The sequence below is a fragment of the Carboxydocella sp. ULO1 genome (assembly GCF_002049255.1).
Lineage (GTDB): Bacteria > Bacillota.
Genome location: NZ_BDLQ01000101.1, coordinates 74,069 through 98,594, shown reverse-complemented (window position 1 = coordinate 98,594; position 24,526 = coordinate 74,069). Strand labels below are relative to the sequence as shown.

28 protein-coding genes are annotated in these 24,526 nt (G+C 43.9%); all 28 read left to right on the top strand.

Translation table 11 applies throughout. The annotated features are described in order from the left end of the window. Positions 1 to 28: 28 nt before the first annotated feature. Positions 29 to 1,162: a peptidase S7 gene (locus tag ULO1_RS11785; protein ID WP_079933651.1), complete on the top strand. Its 1,134-nt coding sequence runs from the start codon at positions 29 to 31 to the stop codon at positions 1,160 to 1,162. An 81-nt stretch (positions 1,163 to 1,243) separates the two neighbouring features. After that, complete coding sequence (gene ftsY / locus ULO1_RS11780) at positions 1,244 to 2,176, top strand: signal recognition particle-docking protein FtsY (protein WP_078665506.1); 933 nt, start codon at positions 1,244 to 1,246, stop codon at positions 2,174 to 2,176. Between the two features lie 4 nt (positions 2,177 to 2,180). Continuing rightward, a complete protein-coding gene (mtnP, locus tag ULO1_RS11775) occupies positions 2,181 to 2,972 on the top strand; it encodes an S-methyl-5'-thioadenosine phosphorylase (RefSeq protein WP_078665507.1) in 792 nt (263 codons plus the stop codon). Positions 2,973 to 2,986: 14 nt separating this feature from the next. Next, positions 2,987 to 4,030 (top strand): S-methyl-5-thioribose-1-phosphate isomerase, encoded by a 1,044-nt coding sequence (mtnA, locus tag ULO1_RS11770; protein ID WP_079933650.1) that lies wholly within the window; start codon positions 2,987 to 2,989, stop codon positions 4,028 to 4,030. Beyond that, a complete protein-coding gene (locus ULO1_RS11765; protein ID WP_078665509.1) occupies positions 4,027 to 5,280 on the top strand; it encodes an adenosylhomocysteinase in 1,254 nt (417 codons plus the stop codon). The genes mtnA and ULO1_RS11765 overlap by 4 nt, the downstream gene beginning before the upstream one ends. 20 nt (positions 5,281 to 5,300) lie before the next feature. Continuing rightward, positions 5,301 to 7,091: an aldehyde ferredoxin oxidoreductase family protein gene (locus ULO1_RS11760; protein WP_079907522.1), complete on the top strand. Its 1,791-nt coding sequence runs from the start codon at positions 5,301 to 5,303 to the stop codon at positions 7,089 to 7,091. Between the two features lies 1 nt (position 7,092). After that, a complete protein-coding gene (locus tag ULO1_RS11755) occupies positions 7,093 to 7,677 on the top strand; it encodes an aldolase (protein ID WP_242946653.1) in 585 nt (194 codons plus the stop codon). 16 nt (positions 7,678 to 7,693) lie between these two features. Continuing rightward, positions 7,694 to 9,004 carry an amidohydrolase gene (locus ULO1_RS11750; RefSeq protein ID WP_079933649.1) on the top strand — a complete coding sequence of 437 codons (1,311 nt, stop codon included), beginning with the start codon at positions 7,694 to 7,696 and terminating at the stop codon, positions 9,002 to 9,004. A 90-nt stretch (positions 9,005 to 9,094) separates the two neighbouring features. Further along, positions 9,095 to 10,126 (top strand): tetraprenyl-beta-curcumene synthase family protein, encoded by a 1,032-nt coding sequence (locus ULO1_RS11745; protein ID WP_079907526.1) that lies wholly within the window; start codon positions 9,095 to 9,097, stop codon positions 10,124 to 10,126. A 12-nt stretch (positions 10,127 to 10,138) separates the two neighbouring features. Continuing rightward, entirely contained in the window at positions 10,139 to 11,809 is a 1,671-nt protein-coding gene (locus ULO1_RS11740; RefSeq protein ID WP_079933648.1) for a sensor histidine kinase, read from the top strand. Continuing rightward, positions 11,806 to 12,564 (top strand): LytTR family DNA-binding domain-containing protein, encoded by a 759-nt coding sequence (locus ULO1_RS11735; RefSeq protein ID WP_079933647.1) that lies wholly within the window; start codon positions 11,806 to 11,808, stop codon positions 12,562 to 12,564. The genes ULO1_RS11740 and ULO1_RS11735 overlap by 4 nt, the downstream gene beginning before the upstream one ends. Before the next feature lie 111 nt (positions 12,565 to 12,675). After that, positions 12,676 to 14,442, top strand: coding sequence for a carbon starvation protein A (locus tag ULO1_RS11730; RefSeq protein ID WP_078665516.1), 1,767 nt, complete (start codon positions 12,676 to 12,678; stop codon positions 14,440 to 14,442). A 27-nt stretch (positions 14,443 to 14,469) separates the two neighbouring features. Continuing rightward, positions 14,470 to 14,757 (top strand): hypothetical protein, encoded by a 288-nt coding sequence (locus tag ULO1_RS11725; RefSeq protein ID WP_079933646.1) that lies wholly within the window; start codon positions 14,470 to 14,472, stop codon positions 14,755 to 14,757. An 81-nt stretch (positions 14,758 to 14,838) separates the two neighbouring features. Next, positions 14,839 to 15,174, top strand: a complete 336-nt coding sequence (gene ylxM / locus ULO1_RS11720) for a YlxM family DNA-binding protein (protein ID WP_078665518.1) — start codon at positions 14,839 to 14,841, stop codon at positions 15,172 to 15,174. 16 nt (positions 15,175 to 15,190) lie between these two features. Continuing rightward, positions 15,191 to 16,543, top strand: coding sequence for a signal recognition particle protein (gene ffh / locus ULO1_RS11715; protein WP_200805672.1), 1,353 nt, complete (start codon positions 15,191 to 15,193; stop codon positions 16,541 to 16,543). A 33-nt stretch (positions 16,544 to 16,576) separates the two neighbouring features. After that, positions 16,577 to 16,822, top strand: coding sequence for a 30S ribosomal protein S16 (gene rpsP, locus ULO1_RS11710; RefSeq protein ID WP_078665519.1), 246 nt, complete (start codon positions 16,577 to 16,579; stop codon positions 16,820 to 16,822). Between the two features lie 11 nt (positions 16,823 to 16,833). Then, positions 16,834 to 17,061 carry a KH domain-containing protein gene (locus ULO1_RS11705; protein ID WP_078665520.1) on the top strand — a complete coding sequence of 76 codons (228 nt, stop codon included), beginning with the start codon at positions 16,834 to 16,836 and terminating at the stop codon, positions 17,059 to 17,061. Positions 17,062 to 17,107: 46 nt separating this feature from the next. Beyond that, complete coding sequence (locus ULO1_RS11700; RefSeq protein ID WP_159446618.1) at positions 17,108 to 17,515, top strand: YlqD family protein; 408 nt, start codon at positions 17,108 to 17,110, stop codon at positions 17,513 to 17,515. Beyond that, the gene (gene rimM, locus ULO1_RS11695) at positions 17,508 to 18,035 is read left to right on the top strand and encodes a ribosome maturation factor RimM (protein WP_078665522.1); all 528 of its coding nucleotides are present in this window, start codon (positions 17,508 to 17,510) and stop codon (positions 18,033 to 18,035) included. The genes ULO1_RS11700 and rimM overlap by 8 nt, the downstream gene beginning before the upstream one ends. Continuing rightward, complete coding sequence (gene trmD / locus ULO1_RS11690) at positions 18,025 to 18,780, top strand: tRNA (guanosine(37)-N1)-methyltransferase TrmD (protein ID WP_078665523.1); 756 nt, start codon at positions 18,025 to 18,027, stop codon at positions 18,778 to 18,780. Before rimM ends, trmD begins: the two co-directional genes overlap by 11 nt. Positions 18,781 to 18,790: 10 nt before the next feature. After that, on the top strand, positions 18,791 to 19,369 hold the full coding sequence (locus tag ULO1_RS11685; RefSeq protein ID WP_079933645.1) for an RNA methyltransferase: 579 nt from the start codon (positions 18,791 to 18,793) through the stop codon (positions 19,367 to 19,369). 110 nt (positions 19,370 to 19,479) lie between these two features. Continuing rightward, positions 19,480 to 19,821: a 50S ribosomal protein L19 gene (rplS, locus tag ULO1_RS11680; protein ID WP_079907534.1), complete on the top strand. Its 342-nt coding sequence runs from the start codon at positions 19,480 to 19,482 to the stop codon at positions 19,819 to 19,821. A 58-nt stretch (positions 19,822 to 19,879) separates the two neighbouring features. Continuing rightward, positions 19,880 to 20,419: a signal peptidase I gene (gene lepB, locus ULO1_RS11675; RefSeq protein WP_242947952.1), complete on the top strand. Its 540-nt coding sequence runs from the start codon at positions 19,880 to 19,882 to the stop codon at positions 20,417 to 20,419. A 17-nt stretch (positions 20,420 to 20,436) separates the two neighbouring features. Next, the gene (gene ylqF / locus ULO1_RS11670; RefSeq protein WP_079933644.1) at positions 20,437 to 21,291 is read left to right on the top strand and encodes a ribosome biogenesis GTPase YlqF; all 855 of its coding nucleotides are present in this window, start codon (positions 20,437 to 20,439) and stop codon (positions 21,289 to 21,291) included. Between the two features lie 201 nt (positions 21,292 to 21,492). Beyond that, on the top strand, positions 21,493 to 22,257 hold the full coding sequence (locus tag ULO1_RS11665; protein ID WP_079933643.1) for a hypothetical protein: 765 nt from the start codon (positions 21,493 to 21,495) through the stop codon (positions 22,255 to 22,257). After that, complete coding sequence (locus ULO1_RS11660; RefSeq protein WP_159446575.1) at positions 22,241 to 23,509, top strand: histidine kinase; 1,269 nt, start codon at positions 22,241 to 22,243, stop codon at positions 23,507 to 23,509. Before ULO1_RS11665 ends, ULO1_RS11660 begins: the two co-directional genes overlap by 17 nt. Continuing rightward, the gene (locus ULO1_RS15455; protein WP_078664343.1) at positions 23,430 to 23,684 is read left to right on the top strand and encodes a methylenetetrahydrofolate reductase C-terminal domain-containing protein; all 255 of its coding nucleotides are present in this window, start codon (positions 23,430 to 23,432) and stop codon (positions 23,682 to 23,684) included. Before ULO1_RS11660 ends, ULO1_RS15455 begins: the two co-directional genes overlap by 80 nt. Further along, a complete protein-coding gene (locus ULO1_RS11650; protein ID WP_079933642.1) occupies positions 23,674 to 24,525 on the top strand; it encodes a methylenetetrahydrofolate reductase in 852 nt (283 codons plus the stop codon). Before ULO1_RS15455 ends, ULO1_RS11650 begins: the two co-directional genes overlap by 11 nt. The last annotated feature ends 1 nt before the right edge of the window (position 24,526 follow it).

Below are 24,526 nucleotides of genomic sequence, written 5' to 3'. Positions count from 1 at the left end.
AAAAACAAAAGCTGCAGGAGGGTTAGGGATGAAAGTTCAAGGAATTGCCAAAGCGATAGTGGATAAGCTTCTGGAAACCAGTAACCGTCTGGGCCAGGGCCGCAATTGTGGTGTGTTCGGTCTGGTCAATGAACAGGGTATTATCGATTGTATCACTCCCCTGGTTGAGGGGGGGATTTCAGGTTTGCCCCTGCGCCAGCTTTTAAAATACATCTGTAACATGGAAGGCAGACCTGTGATCGAAGGTTTGATGAGTTTGCCAGACAACGCCGTCTTCATTATTACACGGCCAGGGAAAAGCGGCTTGATTACTGATGTCAGTGGGATTAATTTTTTTGGCTGTTCTGTTGTGGCAATTGGTATTAAACATAAGCGTGTGGCTGGCATCGGTTATATTGATGTCAGGCCAGATTATTTCGACCTGGGAACTAAAGCCGAGCGAGTGGATCTAGATATACTGGCCGCTGATAATATGGATGAGGAGAGAAGAGTATTGCAAGCCAGTAATGAATTAGCCCAGAGATTTCTCTACCTATCAGAGCCTGTCTCGGTTGTAGAGACAGAGCTAAAACCCTGGCCAGGGCCCTTTTGCCAGCAAAACTGGCAGCTCCAGCGGTTTGAGGTAAATACTATTGCCAAAGAGCTGGCTCAGGAGCTGGTAGTAAAGTCTACAGAGGTGGGACAAGGCCGGGAGGTAGCGGTAATCGGCATTGTGGATGAAAAGGGGCATGTTACCGGCATGGGAAAACCGGTAGTGGGTGGTATGGGCTATATCCCTTCCCGGCTAATTGCTTCCAGCGCTGTGGACATTAGTGGGAGGAGCCTAAAAGAAATTTATGCTAAACTGGTTCCGGAAAATGCCGTTTTTGTGCATACCCATCCTGGTGGAACCGGGGTCATGCATATGGGAGACGCTATGGCTGGACCGGGGACCTGGGGTAGACCGATTATCGCCATTGGTCACGACCAGGATGGCAACATAAAAGGGGCTACAGTAATTGAAGTCCGAGAGGAAATTTTCCGGCTGGCAGATGAAGATGAGAAAATCAGTCAGGAGTTTTTCCAGGCTGAGACTCCGGAAGCAGAAGCGGAAATCCGTAACCGCAAATTCGGGATTGCCCAGGAATTTACCGCTTTATGTAAAGCAATTGAGGTCGTTTAGACTTTATGCTAAAATTAAAAAATGATGCCAGTGGTTAAGGAGGCATCCTCCTTAACCATTTTTTGCGAGGGAGGGTATTACATGGGCTTTTTTAGCAAGTTAAAAGAAAGTCTGGCCAAAACCAGGCAGGTTTTCGTAGAAAAAATTGAGACTTTATTAACGGGATACCGTAAACCCGATGAGGAGTTTTTCGAAGAGCTGGAAGAAGCTCTGATTCAGGCAGACGTGGGTGTGACTACTTCCATGCAGCTCGTAGAAAAACTGCAGAAGATATGCAAAGAAAGGCGCATTGAAGATGCATCACTATTAAAAGATGTGCTTGCTGAAGAAGTTGCCCGAATTTTAGGAGAAGAGGATATTGAGCTTAATCTGAAAGGGCAGCCGTTTTCAGTAATTCTCGTAGTTGGAGTAAATGGGGTAGGGAAAACCACAACCATTGGTAAACTAGCCTGGTTTTTAAAAAGCCAGGGCAAAAAAGTCATTCTAGCAGCAGGGGATACTTTCCGCGCCGCTGCGATTGACCAGCTGGAAATCTGGGGAAACAGAGCCGGAGTAGAAGTGATCAAGCACCAGGAAGGCAGTGATCCGGCGGCAGTAGCCTTTGATGCTATGCAAGCTGCTAGAGCTAGAAAAGCTGATGTTATCATTATTGATACAGCCGGGCGGCTGCATAACAAAGTTAATTTGATGGAAGAATTGAAGAAAATTAAACGAGTGATTCAACGAGAAGTTCCGGATGCCCCCCACGAGGTTTTGCTGGTACTGGACGCTACTACAGGACAGAATGCAGTAAACCAGGCCAAGATCTTTGGTGAGGCTGCCGGAGTAACAGGGATTGTCCTTACCAAGCTGGACGGCACTGCCAAGGGTGGAGTGATAATTTCCATTAAAAACGAGTTAAAAGTGCCGGTGAAATTCATTGGCATAGGGGAGAAGATGGAGGACTTGAGGCCCTTTGCCCCCCAGGAATTTGCCTCTGCCCTCTTTGACCGAAGTGATGCAAAGGAGATGTAGAAAAATGGCGATTGAAGTAGCGATAATTGGGGGAACGGGAGTTTATGATCCCCGCCTGTTTAGCGATTTACGAGATGAGTTGCTGGAAAATGAATATGGCACTACCAGTGTAAAAATAGGACTTTACAAAGGCAAGGAAATAGCATTCCTGAATCGCCATGGGGCTGGACATTCTGTGCCCCCCCATCTGGTAAATTACCGGGCAAATATTAAGGCTTTAAAGGATCTGGGAGTTCAGAGGATTTTTGCAACAGCTGCAGTGGGTTCCCTGAAACAGGAATTCCCTCCCGGTGCTTTTGTCCTGGTAGATCAATTCCTGGATTTTACCAAACAGCGGGAATCCACCTTTTTTACCGGGGGCGAAAAAGGGGTTATTCATATTGATATGACTGAACCCTATTGTCCCCACTTGCGAGAAATCATCGCTCAGGCTGCAAGCAGAAAAGGCATCGAAATAGCCAAAGGCGGGGTGTATGTTTGTACTGAAGGGCCTCGCTTTGAAACCCCGGCGGAAATACGCATGTACCGTAGCTTAGGTGGAGATCTGGTTGGCATGACTTCCGTTCCGGAAGTGGTTTTGGCGCGAGAAGCGGAAATTTGCTATGCTACAATTGCCATGGTGACTAACTTTGCAGCTGGAATATCGCCCACTCCTTTAACTCATACGGAAGTACTGGAAACGATGGCCCAGAATGCAAGCAAGTTGCAAACCCTATTACTGGAGGTTATGGATAATCTACCCCAGGAACGGAATTGTAGCTGTGGCCGGGCTATTTCGGATCTGGGCAGTTTGTAAAGGAGGCAATTGTTGTGGAGAGCTTACGCTGGCGAGAAGGGATATTGGAGATACTGGATCAAACCAGGCTTCCATTAACCATCGAATATGTACAATCCTCGGACTATCTGGCGGTAGCCAATGCCATTAAATCTATGCAAGTGCGCGGTGCGCCGGCTATAGGAGCGGCGGCTGCCTTTGGCTATGCCATGGGGGCCCGGGAACATCAAAACCTGCCCAGAGAGCAATTTCTGGCGGAAATGCAAGAGGTGAAACAGGTCCTGGCCAGCACCAGGCCTACAGCTGTTAACCTGTTCTGGGCCTTAGATCGTATGGAGAAGAAACTGCTAGAGGTATCCCACTTGCAGCCTGCAGAAATAGCCGACATTCTTCTGGAGGAGGCTAAAGCTATACACCAGGAAGATCTGGAGTTGAATCGCCGTATGGGTGAATATGGACAACAGCTGATTCCCTCCGGAGCCCGTATTCTTACCCACTGTAATGCAGGGGCCCTGGCAACAGCAGGGTTTGGTACTGCCCTGGGGGTAATCAGAGCTGCCCATGCTGCTGGCAAACAGGTACAGGTTTATGCTGATGAAACCAGACCTTTGCTGCAGGGGGCTCGCTTAACTGCCTTTGAACTTATGCAGGATGGGATTCCGGTTACCTTAATTACCGATAATATGGCCGGTTATCTGATGCGGCGGGGAATGGTTGATCTGGTCATAGTTGGTGCAGACCGCATTACTGCCAATGGCGATGTGGCCAATAAGATTGGTACTTATGGCTTAGCTGTTTTAGCCAAAGAAAATAAGATTCCATTTTATGTGGCGGCACCATATTCCACAGTGGACTTGACTTTGGCTTCCGGAGACGATATACCTATCGAAGAAAGGGATCCCCGGGAAATAACTCATATATGCGGCCAGCGGATTGCTCCCGAAGGGGTAAAAGTCTTTAATCCAGCCTTTGATATTACTCCCAATTATTTGATTGATGCCATTATTACCGAAAAAGGAATTATCAGAAAGCCCTATAAAGTCAATTTGCAAAAAACATATGGGGAGGGAGCAAAATGAATTATCTAGTCAGAGATATCAACCTGGCGGAAAATGGCGCAAAAAAAATTGCCTGGGTTAAAGAACACATGCCGGTATTAAATGAAATCCGTAAGGAATTTGAACGGGATAAACCTTTTAATGGAAAAAGAGTTGCCATTTCCATGCATTTAGAAGCCAAAACTGCTTACCTGGCTCTGGTTTTGCAAGCCGGGGGCGCAAATGTTAGCATCACAGGCTCTAATCCCCTCTCCACTCAGGATGATGTAGCAGCAGCACTGGCGGCACAAGGTTTACAGGTATTCTCCTGGTATAATGCTACTCCTGAGGAATACAAACAGCATTTATTGATGGTACTGGACACCCGGCCGGATATTATTATAGATGATGGTGGCGATTTAATGCATTTAATTCACACAGAAAGGCCGGAATTGGCTAGCTCCATTATCGGTGGTTGTGAAGAAACTACTACCGGTGTCTTGCGCCTGCGGGCCCTGGAAAAGGAAAACCGCCTGCCCTTTCCTATGATCGCTGTTAATGACGCCTATAGTAAATATTTGTTTGACAATCGTTATGGGACCGGGGAGTCAGTCTGGACAGGGATTATGCGAACTACTAATCTGATAGTTGCAGGTAAGACAGTGGTCGTTATTGGTTATGGCTGGTGTGGGAAAGGGGTAGCGATGCGAGCTAAAGGCCTGGGGGCCAAAATTATTATTTGTGAGGTTGACCCCATCAAAGCCATTGAAGCCCATATGGATGGGTTCCAGGTAATGACCATGGATGAGGCAGCGGCTTTAGGAGATGTGTTTATTACAGTTACCGGTTGCAAGGATGTAATCCGGCGCTGGCATTATGAAAAAATGAAAAACGGGGTACTGCTGGCCAATGCCGGACACTTTGATGTGGAAATCAATAAACCGGAGTTGAATGAACTGGCAATAAGCAAACGGGTAGTACGCAAAGATATTGAAGAATTTACGCTGGCAGATGGTCGGAAGTTATATCTACTAGCAGAAGGACGACTGGTTAATCTGGCAGCGGGAGATGGCCATCCTGCCGAAATTATGGATACTTCCTTTGCCTTGCAAGCTCTGTCAGCCCGTTATCTAGTGGAAAATGGCACCAAACTGGAGAAAAAAGTATACCTGGTTAGTCCGGAGATTGATAGGAGAGTAGCAGAATTAAAACTGCAGTCTCTCGGAATTACCATAGATAAATTGACACCGGAACAGGAAGCCTATCTTTATGGCTGGCAACATGGTGAGTAAACACTGGAAGGAGCACATTTATGTTTGGCTGGATGGGCAAAATTATTCGTATCGATCTAGACAATTATGAAGTAAAGGTAGACACAATTGCTGAAACAATTTACCGGCAATATATCGGGGGCAGGGGACTGGGAACTTATCTCCTTTACCGGGAAACGGATCCCGGTTTGGATCCCTTAAGTCCCCAGAACCCTTTAATTTTTACCGTTGGGCCCCTGACCGGAACGAAAGTACCAACTTCCGGTAGATTTAGTCTATCCACTAAGTCGCCATTGACTGGAACCATTTTTGATTCCAATGCTGGTGGGGTCTGGGGGGTTAAGTTCAAACGCTGTGGCTTCGATGCCCTGTATATCAAAGGGAAGGCAGCAGAGCCGGTATATATAGTAATCAAGAATGACCAGATTCAAATAAAAGCTGCTGCTGAGCTCTGGGGAAGAGATACCAGGGAAACTACTGAATTGCTAAAACAAAAGGAAGGCAGTCAGGTAAGTGTAGCCTGTATTGGCCCTGCTGGAGAAAACCTGGTAAAATATGCAGCTATCATTAACGACTATAGCCGGGCTTTGGGGCGCGGTGGTGTGGGAGCAGTTATGGGAGCCAAAAATCTCAAAGCCATAGTAGTTGATGGAGAGAAGAAGGTTCCTGTAGCAGATCCTGAGCGCCTGGATTTTGTGGTTTATGAAACTAATAAATGGCTAAAGGCTAATCCTATTACTTCCCAGGGACTCCCGGAATTTGGCACTGCAGTGCTGGTCAATCTTTTTAATGAACTGGGCATTTTACCCACTCGTAATTTTCAGCAGTCACAGTTCGAAAGGGCGGAAGATATTTCGGGAGAACGGCTAGCAGAAACCCTGACTATTAAGAGAAGTGGCTGTTATGCCTGTCCTATCCAGTGTTCCCGGGTTACTAAAGTAGGTGAACAATCAGGGGAAGGACCGGAGTATGAGACCATCTGGTCTTTTGGCGCTCAGTGTGGGATAGCTGACCTGGAGCTCATAACCCGGGCAAATTATCTCTGTAATTTGCTGGGTTTGGACACTATCTCTACAGGTAGCACCATTGGCTGTGCAATGGAACTGGCAGAAAAAGGACATCTGACCGAGGATCTGGCTTTTGGTTCCCGGGAGAAAATACTGGAACTGATTGAATTTATCGCTTATCGACGGTCAATTGGAAATGACCTGGCGGAAGGCAGCAAAAGACTGGCAGAAAAATATGGAGCTCCCGAACTGGCTATGCAAGTAAAAGGCCTGGAGCTGCCGGCCTATGATCCCAGGGGCACCCAGGGAATGGGACTGGCGCTGGCTACATCCAACCGCGGTGCCTGTCATTTACGAGCCTATATGGTAGGACCGGAAGTGCTGGGGGTACCGAAACTGGTAGATCCTTATAGCCCGGCAGGGAAGGCGGGGTTAACAATTAATTTCCAGAACATCAATGCCGCTATGGACACCCTGGTACTCTGCCGCTTTATTGGACTGGCGGTTTCAGAAGAATACTTTGCCCGCTTGCTGACTGCAGTGACAGGTATCAATTATCAGCCTCAGGATTTGCATATCATCGGGGAACGCATCTGGAACCTGGAAAGGCTATTTAATCTTAAAGCCGGCTTTAGCGCAGCTGATGATACTCTTCCCCCAAGACTTTTAAAAGAACCAGTTCAATCGGGACCTGCTGCCGGTATGGTGGTACAGTTGGAAACCATGGTAAGGGAATATTACCATTATCGGGGCTGGGACAAGCAAGGAGTGCCCACTCCCACCAAATTAAGACAGTTAGGACTGGAGGAAGACCATAGTGCTTAATATGTTCCAGTTGGTAGGCCGGGACCTTTTTCAATCGGGATTGAACAATTCCCATAGTGGAAACTTAAGTATCAGGCAGGGAGACCGGATAATTATTACCCGTCGCGGAGCAATGCTGGGACATTTAACAGAGCGGGACCTAATTGAAACTGGGCTGGAGAAAAATGATTGCCATATTACCCTGGCGTCAACAGAAATTCGGGTCCACCGGGCCATTTACCGCAATACAGCGGCCCTGGCTATTGTCCATGCCCATCCGGTGTTTGCAACAACCCTGTCACTTTTGGAAGATGAGATTATACCTGTGGACTCAGAAGGAGCCTATTTGTTGCATAAAATACCAGTATTGAGTGTGGAACATACGGTGGGCTCACAGGAAGTTGAACAAAAACTCCCTGACTTATTGAAGGAATACAAGATTGTGATGGTTCGCGGCCATGGCAGTTTTGCTATTGGCCAATTGCTGGAAGAAGCCTATCAATTAACTGCCAGTCTGGAACACAGCTGTAAGATAGCTTATTACACTCGCTTATTAAAAGAAAGGGAGAATCCGGAAGCTAAAACGAAGCAGCTGGCCCAGTGGTAGAAAAGGAGGGTGCTTTATGGGCAGTTTATTAATTAAAAACGCAACTGCTATTTTGCCAATGACTGGGCCGGATCAGATTTTGTACAATGCTGATCTGGCCATTGAAGGCAAGGAAATCAAGTATGTCGGTAACGTGCCCGCTGAATTTCAACCCGATACAGTAATAGATGCCAGAGGCAAGGTCGTTATGCCGGGTCTGGTTAACTGTCACAACCATGCTGCAATGACGCTGCTGAGGAGTTATGCTGATGATTTACCATTAATGGAATGGCTACAGAAAAAAATCTGGCCAATCGAGGCCCATCTAAATAGTGAAGATGTATACTGGGGTTCATTGCTGGCCTGTGCTGAAATGGTTAAGAGTGGGACTACCCTCTTTGCCGATATGTATTTTGAAATGGGCAGAGTGGCTGAAGCTGCTCAGGTAGTAGGAATCAGAGCTAATTTGGCCCGGGGCATGATAGGCTTTGGACCGAATGCAGAGCGGGCCATTAATGAATCAGTAGAGCTGGTAGAATGCTGGCATTGCAAGGCAGATGGCATGGTCAAGGTTATGCTTGGACCCCATGCACCTTATACCTGCCCACCCGAGTATCTGGAACGGGTAATGAAACTGGCTGATGATCTAAAAGTAGGTATCCATATTCACCTGGCAGAAACTAAAGCCGAAGTGGGAGAAATTAAAGAAAAATACGGCACCACTCCTGTTAAATTGATGGACCAGATTGGTCTCTTTAAGGGACGGCAGGTTCTGGCCGCGCACTGTGTCCATTTAACTGATGAAGAGATGGAAATACTGGCCAACCATAAAGTTGGAATTGCGCATAATCCGGAGAGCAACATGAAGCTTGCTTCTGGAGTGGCCCCGGTTCCCCGCCTCCTGGAGTTAGGGGCTGTGGTTGGTCTGGGAACAGATGGGCCTTCCTCTAACAATAACCTGGATCTAATGCAGGAAATGAGAAGCGCAGCTCTACTACATAAAGTTTTTACCATGAACCCTACGGTGTTGCCTGCTTACACAGCTCTGGAGATGGCTACGGTTAAAGGGGCTCAGGCCCTTGGCTACGATAATCTGGGGCAGTTGCAACCAGGATACCTGGCTGATATCATCTTAATCGATCTGGAGAAGCCCCATTTATACCCGCGCCATGACCTGATAGCCAATCTGGTCTATTCGGCTACTGCAGCAGATGTAGATACGGTGATTGTTAACGGTCGAGTCATCATGACCGAACGCAAACTTCTTTTTGTTGATGAAAAGGAAGTTATTGAGAGAGCAGAAGCCCGGACGAAGGAACTACTGGCCCGGGCTGCCAGCGAAAAATAGGGAAAAGTAGCCTGTCCCGTTGGGGCAGGCTTTTGCCGTTTTATAAAAGGAGTGATATAATCATAGTGATTCATTGACAGGAGGTAGCTCATGAAAAAAGCGGTTCAATGGACAAAATGGCTGTACAGGTATATCGTGGAAGTTATGCCTCAGGTAGAACAAAGGCTTGCTAACTGGAAAGAGCTAGCGGAAAGAATGCCCGAAAATTTATTAAAAACTCAAGCTCTAGCAAGCATTGAACATAAAAAGTTCCACTGTATTGGAGGGGCAGTTTTTGCCCTTTATCCAGGGGCCAGGCAGCAGGAAGTGCTTGATTTTATAGTTGCCTTTCAGACAATCAGTGATTATCTGGATAATCTCTGTGATCGGGCCCAGGTAATTGAAGAGCAAGCTTTTCGGCAGTTGCATTATGCCATGCTGGATGCAATTAGGCCGGCAGCAGCCAGCCGTGATTATTATCTGAATTATCCTGTAAAGAATGATGGCGGTTATTTAAACCAGCTGGTTACGACCTGTCAAAAGGCATTAAAGAGTTTGGGCTGGGATGAATACAAAGCTCACCTAGCAGCAGAGTGGGTTACCTTATACAGTGAACTTCAGATCTATAAACACCTGGATTGGTCAGTGCGGGAAAAAAAATTAGAGACATGGGCTAGAGAAGCTGGAAAGAGTTACTGGAATCTATATCCCATGGAATTTGCGGCTGCTACAGGTTCTACCCTGGGAGTGTTTGCTCTGGTAGCAGGCTTGGAGCCACAAGAAGCGAGTTATTATTTTCCCTGGATTACGGGTTTACATATACTTTTAGATTACTATATTGACCAGGAGGAAGACAAAAATGAGGGAGATCTGAATTTTCATTTTTATTATGCGACTGATGCGGAAAGGGAAAAACGCTTGATTCTGTTTTATAAAAATGCTAAAGATTCAATTAACAAGCTCCAGTATAATAGTTTTCATGAGCTGGTGATTACGGGGTTACTGGCTATGTATCTTTCAGATCCCAAAACGAATGTACCGACTCTAATGTCGGGAAGACAATTAATATTAAAGGAAAGTAGCCTGGAAGCTCAAATTTTACATACCCTTTGTGTATTTTTAAGAAAAGCTGGCAAGTTGTAGGGAGCTGATATTATGAGCTTATTGCTAACCCTGTTTGAGAGGTTAACAGTAGTAGTAACGATAGCTTACCTTTTTTCACGTACCCCCTTGTTTCGGAGATTGTTACGCCAGGATTTGACCTGGCGAGAAAAAGGGGGGATGGTGATTATTTTTGGGATAATCACCATTCTGGGCACTTATTATGGTATTCCAGTCAAAGGTGCCATCGCCAACTCCCGCGCAGTAGGAGCCATAGTGGCCGGTTTGCTAGGGGGACCAGCAGTAGGAGCTATAACTGGCCTTATCGGAGGAATTCACCGCTGGTCTCTGGGAGGATTTACGGGTTTTGCCTGTGCTGTTTCCACTACAATAGAGGGACTGTTAGGAGGCCTGGTCAATAAATACTGGCCCAAACAAGCGATGGACTGGCGAGTAGGTTTTGTTACCGGCTTCATTGCTGAATCTTTACAGATGCTGATCATTCTTGCTTTAGCCCGTCCTTTTGTTTCAGCTCTTGATCTGGTGAAAGTAATAGCAGCACCAATGACTATTGTCAACGCTGCTGGGATTGCTATTTTTATTATGATAGTCCGCCAGAGTTTTCAGGAACAGGAACGAATAGCTGCCTTTATGGCACAACTGGCCCTGAAGATTGCTAATTATACTTTGCCTATTTTACGCCATGGACTGACTATCCAATCTGCCGGGGAAGTTGCTCAGATAATTTTAAGAGAAACCGGTTCAGCAGCGGTAGCGATAACTGACCGGGAAAACATTCTGGCACATGTAGGTGCCGGCAGTGACCATCATCTACCAGGTCAGCCTATCCAGACAGAGGCAACCCGGATAGTAATTGAAACTGGTCAAACCAAAATTGCTGGTAGCAGGCAGGAAATCGACTGTTCCCATCCGACCTGTCCTTTAAATACAGCGGTAATAGTTCCATTAAGGCAAAATCAACAGGTAGTAGGTACTTTGAAAATCTACCATCGTACCAACAAACCTGTAACAGAAGTGGAAATAGAATTTGCCAATGGTCTAGCCCACCTTTTTTCCACCCAGCTGGAGCTGGCGGAACTGGAACGGCGTTCTCAATTACTGGCTGATGCTGAAATAAGAGCGTTACAGGCCCAGATTAACCCTCATTTTTTATTTAATGCCCTTAATACTATTATGTTATTTTGTCGTACCGATCCAGAAAAAGCGAGAGGTCTATTGGCGCAGTTAGGCGACTATTTTCGCAAAAATCTTCAGGATAACAAACGACTGGTGGATATCAGAGAGGAAATCGAACACGTAAAAGCCTATTTAGCGATTGAGGAGGCCCGTTTTGGCCATCGCATTGCTATAACCTGGCAGATTGATCCTGAATTGAGACCGGTAAAGATTCCCCCGTTAACTCTACAACCATTAGTTGAAAATGCCCTGCGTCATGGATTGTTGCCCAAACGGGGTTTTGGCAATTTGCAAATAGGTATTAAACAAGAGCGGAACCAGGCACTGGTCTGGATAGAAGATGATGGCGTAGGGTTCAATCAAACAAAAAAAGAATCAGATGGGAGTGGAATGGGGCTGAAAAATGTGGATGCCCGTCTGCGTAGCTGGTTTGGCCCGGAAGCGGGGTTAAAGATAATTAGTCCATTGCCAGGTCAGACTTATGGAACCAGGGTGGAGTTTGTTATACCGGAAGGAGTACAAAAATGAAAATCAGGGTACTAATAGTCGATGATGAACTGCCAGCTAGACAAGAGTTAAAATTCCTGCTAAAAGATTATCCCGAAATTGAAGTAGCAGGGGAAGCTGATAGTGGACAGGAAGCCCTTGAACTGGCACAACAACTGGAGCCAGAACTGGTTTTTTTGGATATTCAGTTACATGACATGTCCGGACTTGAAGTAGCAAAATTTCTGGCAAGGCTAGTACCCCGGACCAGAGTAATTTTTGTTACAGCATATGACCAGTATGCGATCGAGGCTTTTGAACTTCATGCCCTGGATTATTTGCTGAAACCGGTGAATAAAATAAGATTACAAAAAACTATCCAGGAATGGAAAAATATCAAAGCCGTTAATGAGCATTATCAAATTTTAAAAGAAACAATAGAACATCTACAAAAAGGGAAAAAGACAAAAATCCCTGCAATAAAAGATGGAAGGATTTTGTTGATTAACCAGGAAGATATTCTCTATATCAAAGCAGAGGGCAGGAATGCCGTTGTCAGGGTTGAGGGCCACGATTTTCCAACGAATTTCTCACTATATGAAATTGCCCAGAAACTCAACCAGGATAGTTTTCTAAAGGTTCATCGCAGTTATATAGTTAATCTGGAAGCTATCGTGGAAATCGTCCCCTGGTTTAAAGGTACTTACAATCTGATCTTTAGAGATAAAGAGGCAGAAGTAATTCCTGTCAGCCGATCCTACGTCAATGAATTTAGAGAAAAACTAGGGCTTGTTTAGACCATTTCGTGTCGATTTTAGGACATTTTATGTCGAAAATGCTGTCGAAAAGGCGGTATGGCAGTACACTGAAAATGCAATTATAAGTCTTTTTGCAGGAGGTGTACTGATATGCACGCACTAACTCTTGTTTTGACGGCAGCTCTGGTTTTAATTTTAGCGTATCGGTTTTATGGTGCTTTCATTGCTGCCAAAGTTCTGGCCTTTGACGGTGAACGCACCACGCCCGCCCATCGCTTTAATGATGGTAAAGACTATGTTCCCACCAATAAATGGGTTGTCTTTGGCCATCATTTTGCGGCGATTGCCGGGGCTGGACCACTGGTTGGCCCGGTGCTGGCAGCACAATTTGGCTATTTGCCCGGTTTCCTCTGGATTCTGATCGGTGCTGTGCTGGCAGGGGCGGTTCACGACATGGTAATCTTATTCGCCTCTGTTCGTCATGATGGAAAATCCCTGTCAGACATTGCTCGCGCTGAAGTAGGACCAGTTACTGGCTTTGCAACCGGGATTGCCATTTTGTTGATTATCCTTATTGCGATGGCCGGATTGGGGATTGTTGTAGTAAATGCCCTGTTCCAGAATGCCTGGGGGGTATATACCGTAGGCATGACAATTCCCATTGCAATTTTCATTGGTTTATATATGCATAAATGGCGTCCTGGAAAAATTGGTGAGGCTTCCCTGATCGGTACGGCTTTGATCATGCTGGCGGTAATAACTGGTCCCTATATTAAAAATTCTGGTTTCGCCAGCTGGTTTATCTTTTCTGAGAACGCTTTAAAGATCTTGCTGCCAACATATGGGTTCCTGGCAGCTGCGCTTCCAGTTTGGCTGTTGCTGGCCCCCCGGGATTATTTAAGCTCTTACCTTAAGATCGGCACCATCTTGGCCCTGGCGCTGGGGATCATTATTGTCAATCCGGAAATTCATATGCCGGCAACCACCAAGTTCGTTGCTGGAGGCGGTCCGATCATTCCCGGTAAGGTTTGGCCTTTTGTTTTCATCACCATCGCCTGTGGAGCTATTTCGGGTTTTCATGCTCTGATTTCCTCAGGTACTACTCCTAAAATGATTAATAACGAAAAGGACATTCAACTGGTCGGTTTTGGCAGTATGCTGGTTGAAGCTTTTGTTGGTGTAATGGCTTTAATTGCTGCCACAGTTCTTCTGCCTGGCGATTATTTTGCCATCAACACCAAACCTGAAGTTTTTGCCAAACTGGGGATGCAAATTGTTAACCTGCCGGAGCTATCCAGATTGGTTGGCGAAGAAGTGGCGGGTCGGCCCGGCGGTGCTGTATCACTGGCTGTAGGTATGGCCTATATTTTCTCCAGCATACCTGGATTAAAACATCTGATGGCTTACTGGTATCAGTTCGCCATCATGTTCGAAGCACTCTTTATTTTAACAACCATTGATGCCGGTACCAGGGTAGCCCGTTATATTTTGCAAGATTTTGCCAGAGTCAAAAACCCCAATGCCCCCTGGAACGTCATCATCACCAGTGCTATCGTTTCCTTTGCCTGGGGATACTTGATTTACGGTGGTGAAATTAAGACCATCTGGCCAATCTTCGGGGTTTCCAACCAGTTATTAGCAACTCTGGCTCTGGCAATCGGCACTACCATCATTCTTAAGAAAAGCGGAAAAATATCATACGCTTTGATTACTTTCGTGCCGATGGTCTTCCTGGCCATTACAACAATTACTGCTGGACTAACTACAATGATCAACGTCTATCTACCGAAAGGGATGTATTTGAATACCGGGCTAAGTATCTTGATGATTTCACTGGCTGCTGTTATTTTGCTGGATTCCTTCCGGCGCTGGTTCCAGATCATCAAAACCGGTGAAAGATCATCATTACTGCAATAACTTTATTCTGCAAGGGGGGCAGCCGTAATGGTAACACTAGAACCTGAGGTAGTAAAATATCTAAACAGAAAGGGAGTAAAGGCCATTACTATTGAAGCCCCCAATTCTGTTCACTCCTGTTGTGGGGAGTTCCGTTTCGAACCGGGTATCAGGCTAGGTGCTCCGATAGGGAAACAAGAAGACTATTTGTGTTTTGTCAGTAATAACATTGAAATTTATTACCATCAGGAGCTGCCAAGGAAGCCAGTTATAATTGAAAGGCAATCATGGGGACTATTTTCAACCCTGCACATCAAAAACTGGAGAATCTTATAAAAAAGAGGGTGTCAAGTAAAATTGCTTGACACCCTGATCTTTTTTGTGTAGAATTAGTAAGGAACAAAGGTGGGGAGCCTAATGGTGATACCGTTTGAACAAAGGGACTATATCAGTCTGCTTTTGTCCTTTTATAGTGACTTTCTGACGGACAAACAAAAACTGGTCATGGAGTTATACTATGATGAGGATTTAACACTAACGGAAATCGCAGAACAATTGGCTGTTTCCCGGCAGGGTGTACATGATCTTTTAAAACGCTCCCTCAAACAATTGGAAGAACTGGAACAGAAGCTGGGTTTGGTTGCCAGATATAATCAAGTAAAAACAATGGTTGAAAAAATTGATCAACAACTGGCTGCTGGTCAAATCGATGAGGCTCGCACATTGGTGAAAAAATTACTGGCGTTTTTTTAAAGGCAGGTGTAAAACCATGGCTATTTTTGAAAATCTCAGTGAACGTTTGCAGGCAGCATTTAAGCGGCTGCGCGGTAAAGGCAAGGTTACTGAAGAAGATGTTTCTGAAGTGATGCGCGAAATCCGGGTGGCACTTTTAGAAGCAGACGTAAGTTATAAAGTAGTTAAAGATTTTATAAAAAAAGTAAAGGAACGCGCTGTTGGACAAGAAGTTTTAGCCAGTTTAACACCGGCTCAGCAAGTGATTAAAATAGTCCATGAAGAACTGATAGAACTTCTAGGTGGTACACAAAGCCGGTTAACTACTGCTCCCAAGCCCCCTACAGTTATCATGCTGGTTGGTTTACAGGGGGCAGGGAAAACCACAAGTGCTGGCAAGCTGGCCAATTTATTGCGTAAACAAGGCAAAAAGCCCCTGCTGGTTGCTGCTGATATTTATCGACCTGCTGCTGTTAAACAGTTGCAGGTTTTAGGAGAGCAACTACAAATACCTGTGTTCGCTATGGGGACCTCAGTTGGCGCAGTCAATATAGCAAAAGGGGCCCTTGAATATGCGGCATCTCATGGTCGAGATATGGTGATAATCGATACGGCGGGAAGATTGCATATTAACGAGGAATTGATGCAGGAGCTTCAGGATATCAAAGCCGCTATCAAACCCCATGAGATATTGCTGGTTGTTGATGCGATGACCGGTCAGACAGCTGTAGAAGTGGCTGAGACCTTTAATGCCCAGCTGGGTATCGATGGTGTTATTATGACCAAATTGGATGGTGATGCCAAAGGGGGAGCAGCTCTTTCAGTTCGGGCTGTTACCGGTAAACCAATAAAATTTGCTGGCATGGGCGAAAAACTGGATGCTCTGGAACCTTTTTACCCGGATCGACTGGCATCACGGATCCTGGGTATGGGAGATGTGCTGTCTCTAATCGAAAAGGCACAGGCTGCTTTTGACCAGGCGGAAGCGGAAAAACTGCAGGAAAAGATGCGAAAAGCAGAATTCACCCTGGAAGATTTCCTGAACCAGATGCAGCAGATGAAAAAACTGGGGCCGCTGGAGAATATTCTAAGCATGCTGCCTGGCATTGGAGGTAAAGAGCTGAAAGAATTACAAAAGCAGATTAATCCCAAAGAAATGGCTCGTGTAGAAGCCATCATCCTATCCATGACCCCTCAGGAAAGAGCAAAACCGGAAATTATTGACTCCAGTCGTAAGAAGCGTATTGCCAGAGGTTCAGGCACTCGTGTACAAGATGTAAATAAACTTTTGGAGCAATTTAAACAGGCGAAAGCGATGATGAAACAATTCGCTCAGCTGGAGAAGAAAATGAAGAAAAAAGGCGGTATTAAATTGCCGTTCTTTAAATAGAGAAATCGATATTCTGACAAGGAGGTGAGACTAGTGGCTGTAAAAATTCGCTTAAAGCGGATGGGTTCCAAGAAAAATCCCTTTTATCGGGTAATCGTGGCTGATTCCCGTTCTCCCCGGGATGGCCGTTTTATCGATGAGCTGGGTTATTATAACCCGACTACCCAACCGGCACAAATCAAGATTGATGTAGAAAAAGCTAATGCCTGGTTGAACAAAGGGGCTCAACCCACCGATACTGTTAAGTCCTTGTTTAAAAAGGCTGGTGTTCAGAAATAGGAGGTGCCACCATGAAAGAACTGGTGGAAACCCTGGCCAAGGCCCTGGTAGAACAGCCCGATCAGGTTACTGTGCTTCTCAAGGAAGATGGTGATGAAATCAACATCAGCCTTAGTGTAGCCCCTGATGATATGGGGAAAATTATCGGTAAGCAAGGCCGAATTGCTAAGGCATTGCGGACTGTTGTTAAAGCAGCTGCTACCAGGGAAGGCAAAAAGGTAAACTTGGATATCCTGTAGAGCAGGGGGCCCGTGGGCCCCTTGTTCAACATCAGGAGGGATTGATTTGCAGTACCTGAATGAAATTTTGATCCGCCGGCCGGTAGTGCTGAAAGTCAAAGTAACCGAGGACTTTCGCCAGCGAATGGCTTCGGAAGTAAGAGAAAATCTTAATAGGTTGGATTTGGAATTGCAGCAGCTGGATTTTCTGGTCAAAAGGAACCCTCAGCAGCAAAAAAGATATGAATTGGAAAAACAAAAATTACTGGATCAGAAACAAAACCTCATTCAAAAACTTAAAGAGATTAGCAATTGGACCGTAGGTGAAGAAATCTATCAAGGTACAGTTGAATCTCTGGCCACTCTGCAAGTTGGCCAATCTTTTAGCTCCCTTTATGGGGTAGAAGTTGTACTGGAAGATGATCAGGTGATAGCCATTAGACAGCATGAATGGCGGAGGGACTCCAATGAATAATGAATTTATTGCCATTGGGAAAATAGTCAATACCCAAGGACATCGTGGTGAAGTTCGCGTGATTCCTATGACGGATTTTCCGGAACGGTTTTATGAAATGGAAGAGGTTTTAGTACAACAAAATGGAAAAACCCGGGCATTCCATATTGACTCTGCCCGTCCGCATAAACAATTTATTATAGTTAAATTTCGAGAGATCGTTGATATGAACGCAGCTGAACGGCTAAAAGATGCTTATATTGTCATTACCAGGGACCAATTGAAAGAACTACCTCCTGATACCTGGTATATCCATGATTTGCTGGGAATGACGGTTATTACTGATACAGGGGAAAAAATTGGTACGCTGGTTGATGTCTTTTCTACAGGGGCAAATGATGTATATGTAGTCAAGCCTGCAGATGGCGGAAAAGACATTTTGCTACCAGCTATAAAAGATGTCATACTCTCAGTTGATACTGTTACTAAAACAATGACGGTCTACTTGATGCCGGGATTGGTGGATGAAGATGAAATTTGACATACTGACCTTATTTCCCGATATGTTCTGGGGACCTTTTGCCCATTCCATTATAAAAAGGGCGCTTGAAAAGGGTTTGTTAGAAATAAATACCATAAACATCCGCGATTTTACAACCGATAAACACAGAATTGTTGACGATTATCCTTATGGCGGTGGAGCCGGTATGGTCATGAAACCGGAACCAATTTTCCGGGCAGTGGATTTTATCGCAGAGAGAGATGGTCGGGTACCAGAGAATATTATACTTTTAAGCCCACAAGGGAGAAAATTTTCCCAGAATATAGCCCGCGAACTTGCGCTAAAAGAACATCTGGTTTTTATTTGTGGCCATTATGAAGGTATTGATGAACGAGTCAGAGAAGGACTGGTAACAGATCAGATTTCCATTGGTGATTTTATTTTAACCGGTGGCGAATTAGCTGCTATGGTTATTGTCGATGCGGTTGCACGGCTGATTCCGGGGGTTTTAGGGGAAGAAATGTCAGCAGCTGATGAGACGTTTTCCCAGGGGTTGCTGGAATATCCCCAGTATACTCGTCCTCGTGAATACCGGGGTTTAAAAGTACCTGATATACTTTTGTCAGGCGATCACGGTAAAATTGCCCGCTGGCGCCGGCAACAGGCATTGAAACGGACCTTAGCCTGGCGACCTGATTTATTGGAAGCGGTAACATTAAAAGAAGAGGACTACAAACTAATGGAAGAAGAAATCACTGTTGATCCCCGGCAAATTAAAGACTAGGAGGATTGGCATGGCGAAGCCAAGAGTTTTTATCGCGTTGCTACACTATCCAATTTATAACAAACACATGGAAGTGGTTACAACCAGTATCACTAATCTTGATGTTCACGATATTGCTAGAAGTGCGCGGACCTATAACGTGGAGACATACTATATTGTGCATCCGGTTCCAGCTCAGCAGGAGTTAATCAATCATATGCTGGAGTACTGGCGCAGTGGTTACGGAGCAGTTTACAATCCTGACCGTCAAGAGGCATTTCAGAGATTACAACTGATCGATACTCTCGAAGATGTAATCCAGGATATAGAGAAAAAGACTGGTCAAAAACCGGTAACCATAACTACCGATGCTCGAGTCTATCCTAACACTATCTCTTATATAAAATTGCGAGAAGAGATCCATAAGGGTGAAAAACCTTATCTCTTATTATTTGGCACCGGATATGGCATAATCAAAGAAGTAATGGAAGGGGCTGATTATATTCTAGAGCCCATTTATGGTGGAAGAGAATATAATCACCTTTGTGTCAGAAGTGCGGTATCGATTATTTTAGATAGACTTCTGGGAGAGCCCTGGTGGGGAAAATAGTGCTTGTCAAATCATGTTGCATGTGTTATAATGTGCCTTGTGGTAGTACGGGCGTTCCGCTGTCCTGACCAGGGGATATGAGCGTCTAGGCAGGAGGGAGGTTAGCAAAAATGGATTTGTTGACTATGCTGGAAAAAGAACAACTGCGTAAAGATATTCCCGACTTCCGCCCTGGTGATACAGTTAAGTGCTATGTAAAAGTTAAGGAAGGTAACCGGGAAAGAATCCAGCTTTTTGAAGGGGTTGTGATCAGACGTCAAGGAGCTGGACTGCGCGAGACCTTTACTGTAAGACGGGTAGCTTCCGGGGTTGGTGTGGAAAGAATTTTCCCTGTTCACTCTCCTAACCTGGAAAAAATTGAAGTTGTCCGGCGTGGTAAGGTTCGCCGCGCTAAGTTGTACTACCTGCGGAAATTGAGCGGTAAGGCTGCTCGGATTAAAGAGCTGAAATAGTGTTACAAAAAGGGACTGGGTAGCCGGTCCCTTTTTGCACAGAAAGGGGCGGAAAAGGTTGGTAGAAAATACTGAAAAAAAGGAAGGGCTCTGGGAGCTACTAGAGGCACTGGCAATTGCAGTCGTTCTTGCGGCTATTATACGCTTTTTTGTCGTACAGCCTTTTTATATACCTTCCGGGTCTATGGAACCAACCCTGAAACCTGGAGACCGAATCATTGTTAATAAATTCATTTACCGGTTTACCAAGCCCCAGCGCGGAGATATAATGGTATTTAAGTTTCCACTTGATCCAAAGCGGGATTTTATTAAGCGCGTAATCGGTTTACCAGGGGATATTGTTGAGATTAAGGATAGTAATCTATATATAAACGGTAAACAAATTAAAGAACCATATTTGCCACCGGGATTACGTTTTCAGGATTTTGGGCCGGTAAAAGTGCCAGATGACCACTATTTTATGATGGGCGATAATCGGAACCACTCGGATGACAGCAGATTCTGGGGCTTTTTACCCCAAGATAATATAGTCGGCAAGGCGATGGTCATCTACTGGCCCCTGAGCAGAATCGGTATAATCGACGATTACCACGATTAAGAATAGGATGAGGAAGCATGACTATCCACTGGTATCCGGGCCATATGGCCAAGGCTAAAAATTTATTAAAAGAAACCTTAAAAATAATTGATGTCATAATTGAATTAGTAGATGCCAGGATCCCGTCAAGCAGTCGCAACCCGGATTTCGATATTCTATTTGGTACAAAACCTCGACTTATGCTTCTTAACAAAAAAGATTTAGCTGATGATGTACAAACAAGAAGATGGTTGGAATATCTAAATAAATCGAGAGAAAAAAAACAGCGGGCAATTGCTATAAATACAATGAACAAAGAGGGTTATAACGAAATAGTACCGGCTTTAAAAGACCTGGCTGCTGAAAAATTAGAAGCATTAAAAGCCAAAGGCTATCGCCATCGCCCGATCAGAGTGATGGTGGTTGGTATACCAAATGTAGGCAAGTCCTCTTTTATCAATAAACTGGTCGGTAAAACTATAGCAAAAACAGGTGATAGGCCAGGAGTGACCAGAGGACAACAATGGATCAGAATACATAAGGATATTGAACTACTGGATACCCCGGGCCTACTCTGGCCTAAATTTGCTGATCCCGAAGTTGGTATTAAGCTAGCAGCGACAGGTGCGATTAAAGAAGAAATCCTGCCAATAGAGGATGTTGTCTTATGGATAATCCAATGGTTTCTCGTCCATAAACCGGAAGCATTAAAAGAACGTTATAAACTAACTGAACTGAGTTATGATCCTTATGAGATATTACTGGCAATTGGCCGTAAACGTGGCTTTTTGCTGGCCGGCGGAAAGGTAGAAACGCAAAGGACTGCGGCAGTTATTCTAGATGAATTCCAGAAAGGCAAAATCGCAAAAGTTACATTTGACTTTATTTTCTGAAGGTGACGCTTAAGAGTCACCTTTTTTTGTTTTTATGCTAGTCCTAGCAATATAGTGATTATTTATGCATTTCAACGGTATCTTGTGATAATTATTTAATTAATTTTGCCATTTGACGGTGATTTTAATGCATGATTTTTTGTATTGAATTATACTTTTACCAAGAATTATATAGATCAGTTATTGAGGGAGGTAACAAAAATGGTACATGCAACGGTAATGGCAAAAGAATCTGACAATGATCAACTTATAATCGTACATTGGCTTCCCCAGAATGTTGATTATGCTGTTGTTTTAATGGATATGGCCGAAAAAATGGTTTATAAACCATTTGATGCCTGGCTTGGCCGTATTATCAAAAACAAAACAATCAGAGCCTATCATTTAGAACATTGTCTATTACTTATTGACTATCTTGCCTGTGAGGTAGGGGTTCCAATATGGAAGCTAAACTACAAATACTTAAAAAACTTTCTATATGATTATTATCCTAAAAAAGTTATAGCAAGTTATGACCAACAAAAATATTTAATCAAATCAATTATATTGCTAATTCGATTTATGCTGAAAAAGGGTTTTAAGTTGGATGTTTCTTCAAAATTATGGTTTTTATTAGGCGAAAATAATTTTGAAAAATTCATAAGGAGTAGATGCAAAATGGGAAGAAAACTATTGACATTAAAAGAAGATCTGGAATATCTTTATGAAGTTTGGAATTTTAAACCTTCATTAGCTATTGTAGGTGGTAGCGTTGGAGATGCCAGAATAGATGGGCTGGTACAAATGGCGTCTGAAATTGGTATCAATGTTTATATTTTTGACTCTATAGAATGTTTAGAAAAACATAAAAGTGTTTGTGATAACAATTGTCAAAAGTTTATGGTGGTCAGGGAAGTTCATGGAGTGAAGGAAATTGACCCAATAGAATTTATTGAGGATGTGCTTAGAGATGCTATCGGCTATTAGTCTTGCAATATTTGGTTTCTTAGCAGGGGTTTGGCTGGGAAAGCTTCAGTGGAAAAAAAACAGGGAAGCTACAGCTCCGAGTTATTCTTTATACAAACCTGAAATTTATTTAGCCTATGAAACGTTACACTATTTAAGGCAAGGCCTGACTCCGGAAACAGCTCAAAAGGTTGTTGAAATTATTAAAAGAATTATTCCGGTAGATGCTGTAGCGATTACTGATACCCAGCAAATTATAGGATTTGCCGGAGCAGGCTGCAATCATCATCGTTTAGGGAAAAGTATTATTACTAACGTAACCAAGGAAGCCATTAATGCAGGTAAGGTGATGGTAATAAATAACGGTGAATTTAATTGTTCAATTAAAGATTGTTCCTGTCCCCTTAAAGCAGCGGTAATTGTACCTCTTTTTTGTGACAGCAAGGTTGTTGGTACCCTGAAATTATACCAGGTTAATAGGACTCGCATTGATGATTATCTATTGAACTTAGCCAAAGGTATCGGCCAGATCCTTAGTATTCAGATTGAACTTGCGGAAAAAGAACATCAAAAACAATTGGCGGCGAAAGCCAAGCTAGAAGCCCTGCAGGCTCAGATTAGACCTCATTTTCTGTTTAACGTTATCAACACGATTATCTATTGTAGTAGAAATGACCCGGATAAGGCTCGGGAGTTGCTAATTGAGTTCTCAAAGTTCTTCCGCAAAACATTAAAAAGTGACCAAGATTTTATCACCCTCAGCGAGGAAATTGAATATATCAAAACTTATATAACGTTAGAACAAGCTAGATTTGGTGATAGACTTAAAGTTGCCTTTAATGTGGAGTCGCATCTATTAAATCTTTTAATACCTGGACTAATTATTCAGCCCTTGGTTGAAAATGCCATCTTACATGGAGTTTCACCCCTTACCAATGGTGGAGAAGTTACAATAACTTGTAAAGAAAAGAATAAAACTTTATATGTGCTGGTTCGTGACAACGGTAAAGGAATTCCTAGAGACCGGCAAGCTAAAATACTGATTCCTACTCAAGATACTAATAACGGTTTGGCTTTAAGCAATATTGACCAACGATTAATAAGTTTGTATGGACCAAAATACCGGTTGAAAATCAAAAGCCAGGAACATCGTGGAACGATGGTATTAATTAAAATACCTTTAGGTGGTGTCAATGATGCGCGGAGTATGTGTAAAATGTCGAAATTGTATGATTCCGATGGCAGGGACTTGTCCTATCATGCACTGTGCTAAAGGATTAATTAATGGCCCTTGTGGAGGGGCTCAAAATGGCAAATGTGAAATTGATGGAGTTAAAGACTGTGTATGGTGCATGGTTATTCCCAAAGTTCAAAATAGAAGGATATCGATAACGCAGATCCTGAATCAGATTAAAGACTATTCGGTGGTGAGGACTAATGGATTTTAGAAGAAAATTATTATCAGGGCAATTCATAACAACCGTTGAATTATGTCCTCCGAGAGGGATAGATTGTTCAAAATTACTCACAACGGCTAAAAAAATTTGGGGGAAAGTTGATGCAATTAATATCACCGATAATCAAAGGGCAAGTATTAAGATTTCTCCAGTGGCTGTATGTGCCATATTACTAAAGGAAGGCATTACTCCCATATGTCAACTGACCTGTAGAGACAGAAACCGGATGGCCTTACAATCTGAGATTTTGGGAGCAGCGGCTTTAGGGGTAGAATATTTCCTTTTTATGACAGGTGATCATACATTAATCGGTGAAGACCCCAAGTCTAAATCTGTGTTTGACCTGGACTCAGTACAGCTCATGGCTACCGCTGCTCAACTTAACAATGGCTATACTTTAAACGGCAAGGTTTTGACCGGAAAACCTAATTTAATCTATGGTGGTGTAGTAAATCCCTCACTTCAGTGCAGAGAAGCCCAAATGTGGAAATTAGAGAGGAAAGTGGCCGCTGGTATCAGGTTTGTACAAACACAGGCGGTATATTCTGTTCGGGAAGTTGCTGATTTTATTGAAGATGCTAAAAGATTTAACATACGGTTTTTGGTAGGTATTATTCCTTTAAAATCAGCTGCTATGGCCAGGTATATGAACAAAAACATTCCCGGAATTAAGGTTCCGGAGAAATTCATTGATGTTCTTGAAAAATCTAAAAATCCTATAAAAGAGGGATTAAGAATTGCACAAGACACCATTAATGAATTAAAAAGTATTTCTGATGGAGTTCATATTATGCCAATGGGTACAGAGGAATATTTAGAAGAATTAGTATGAT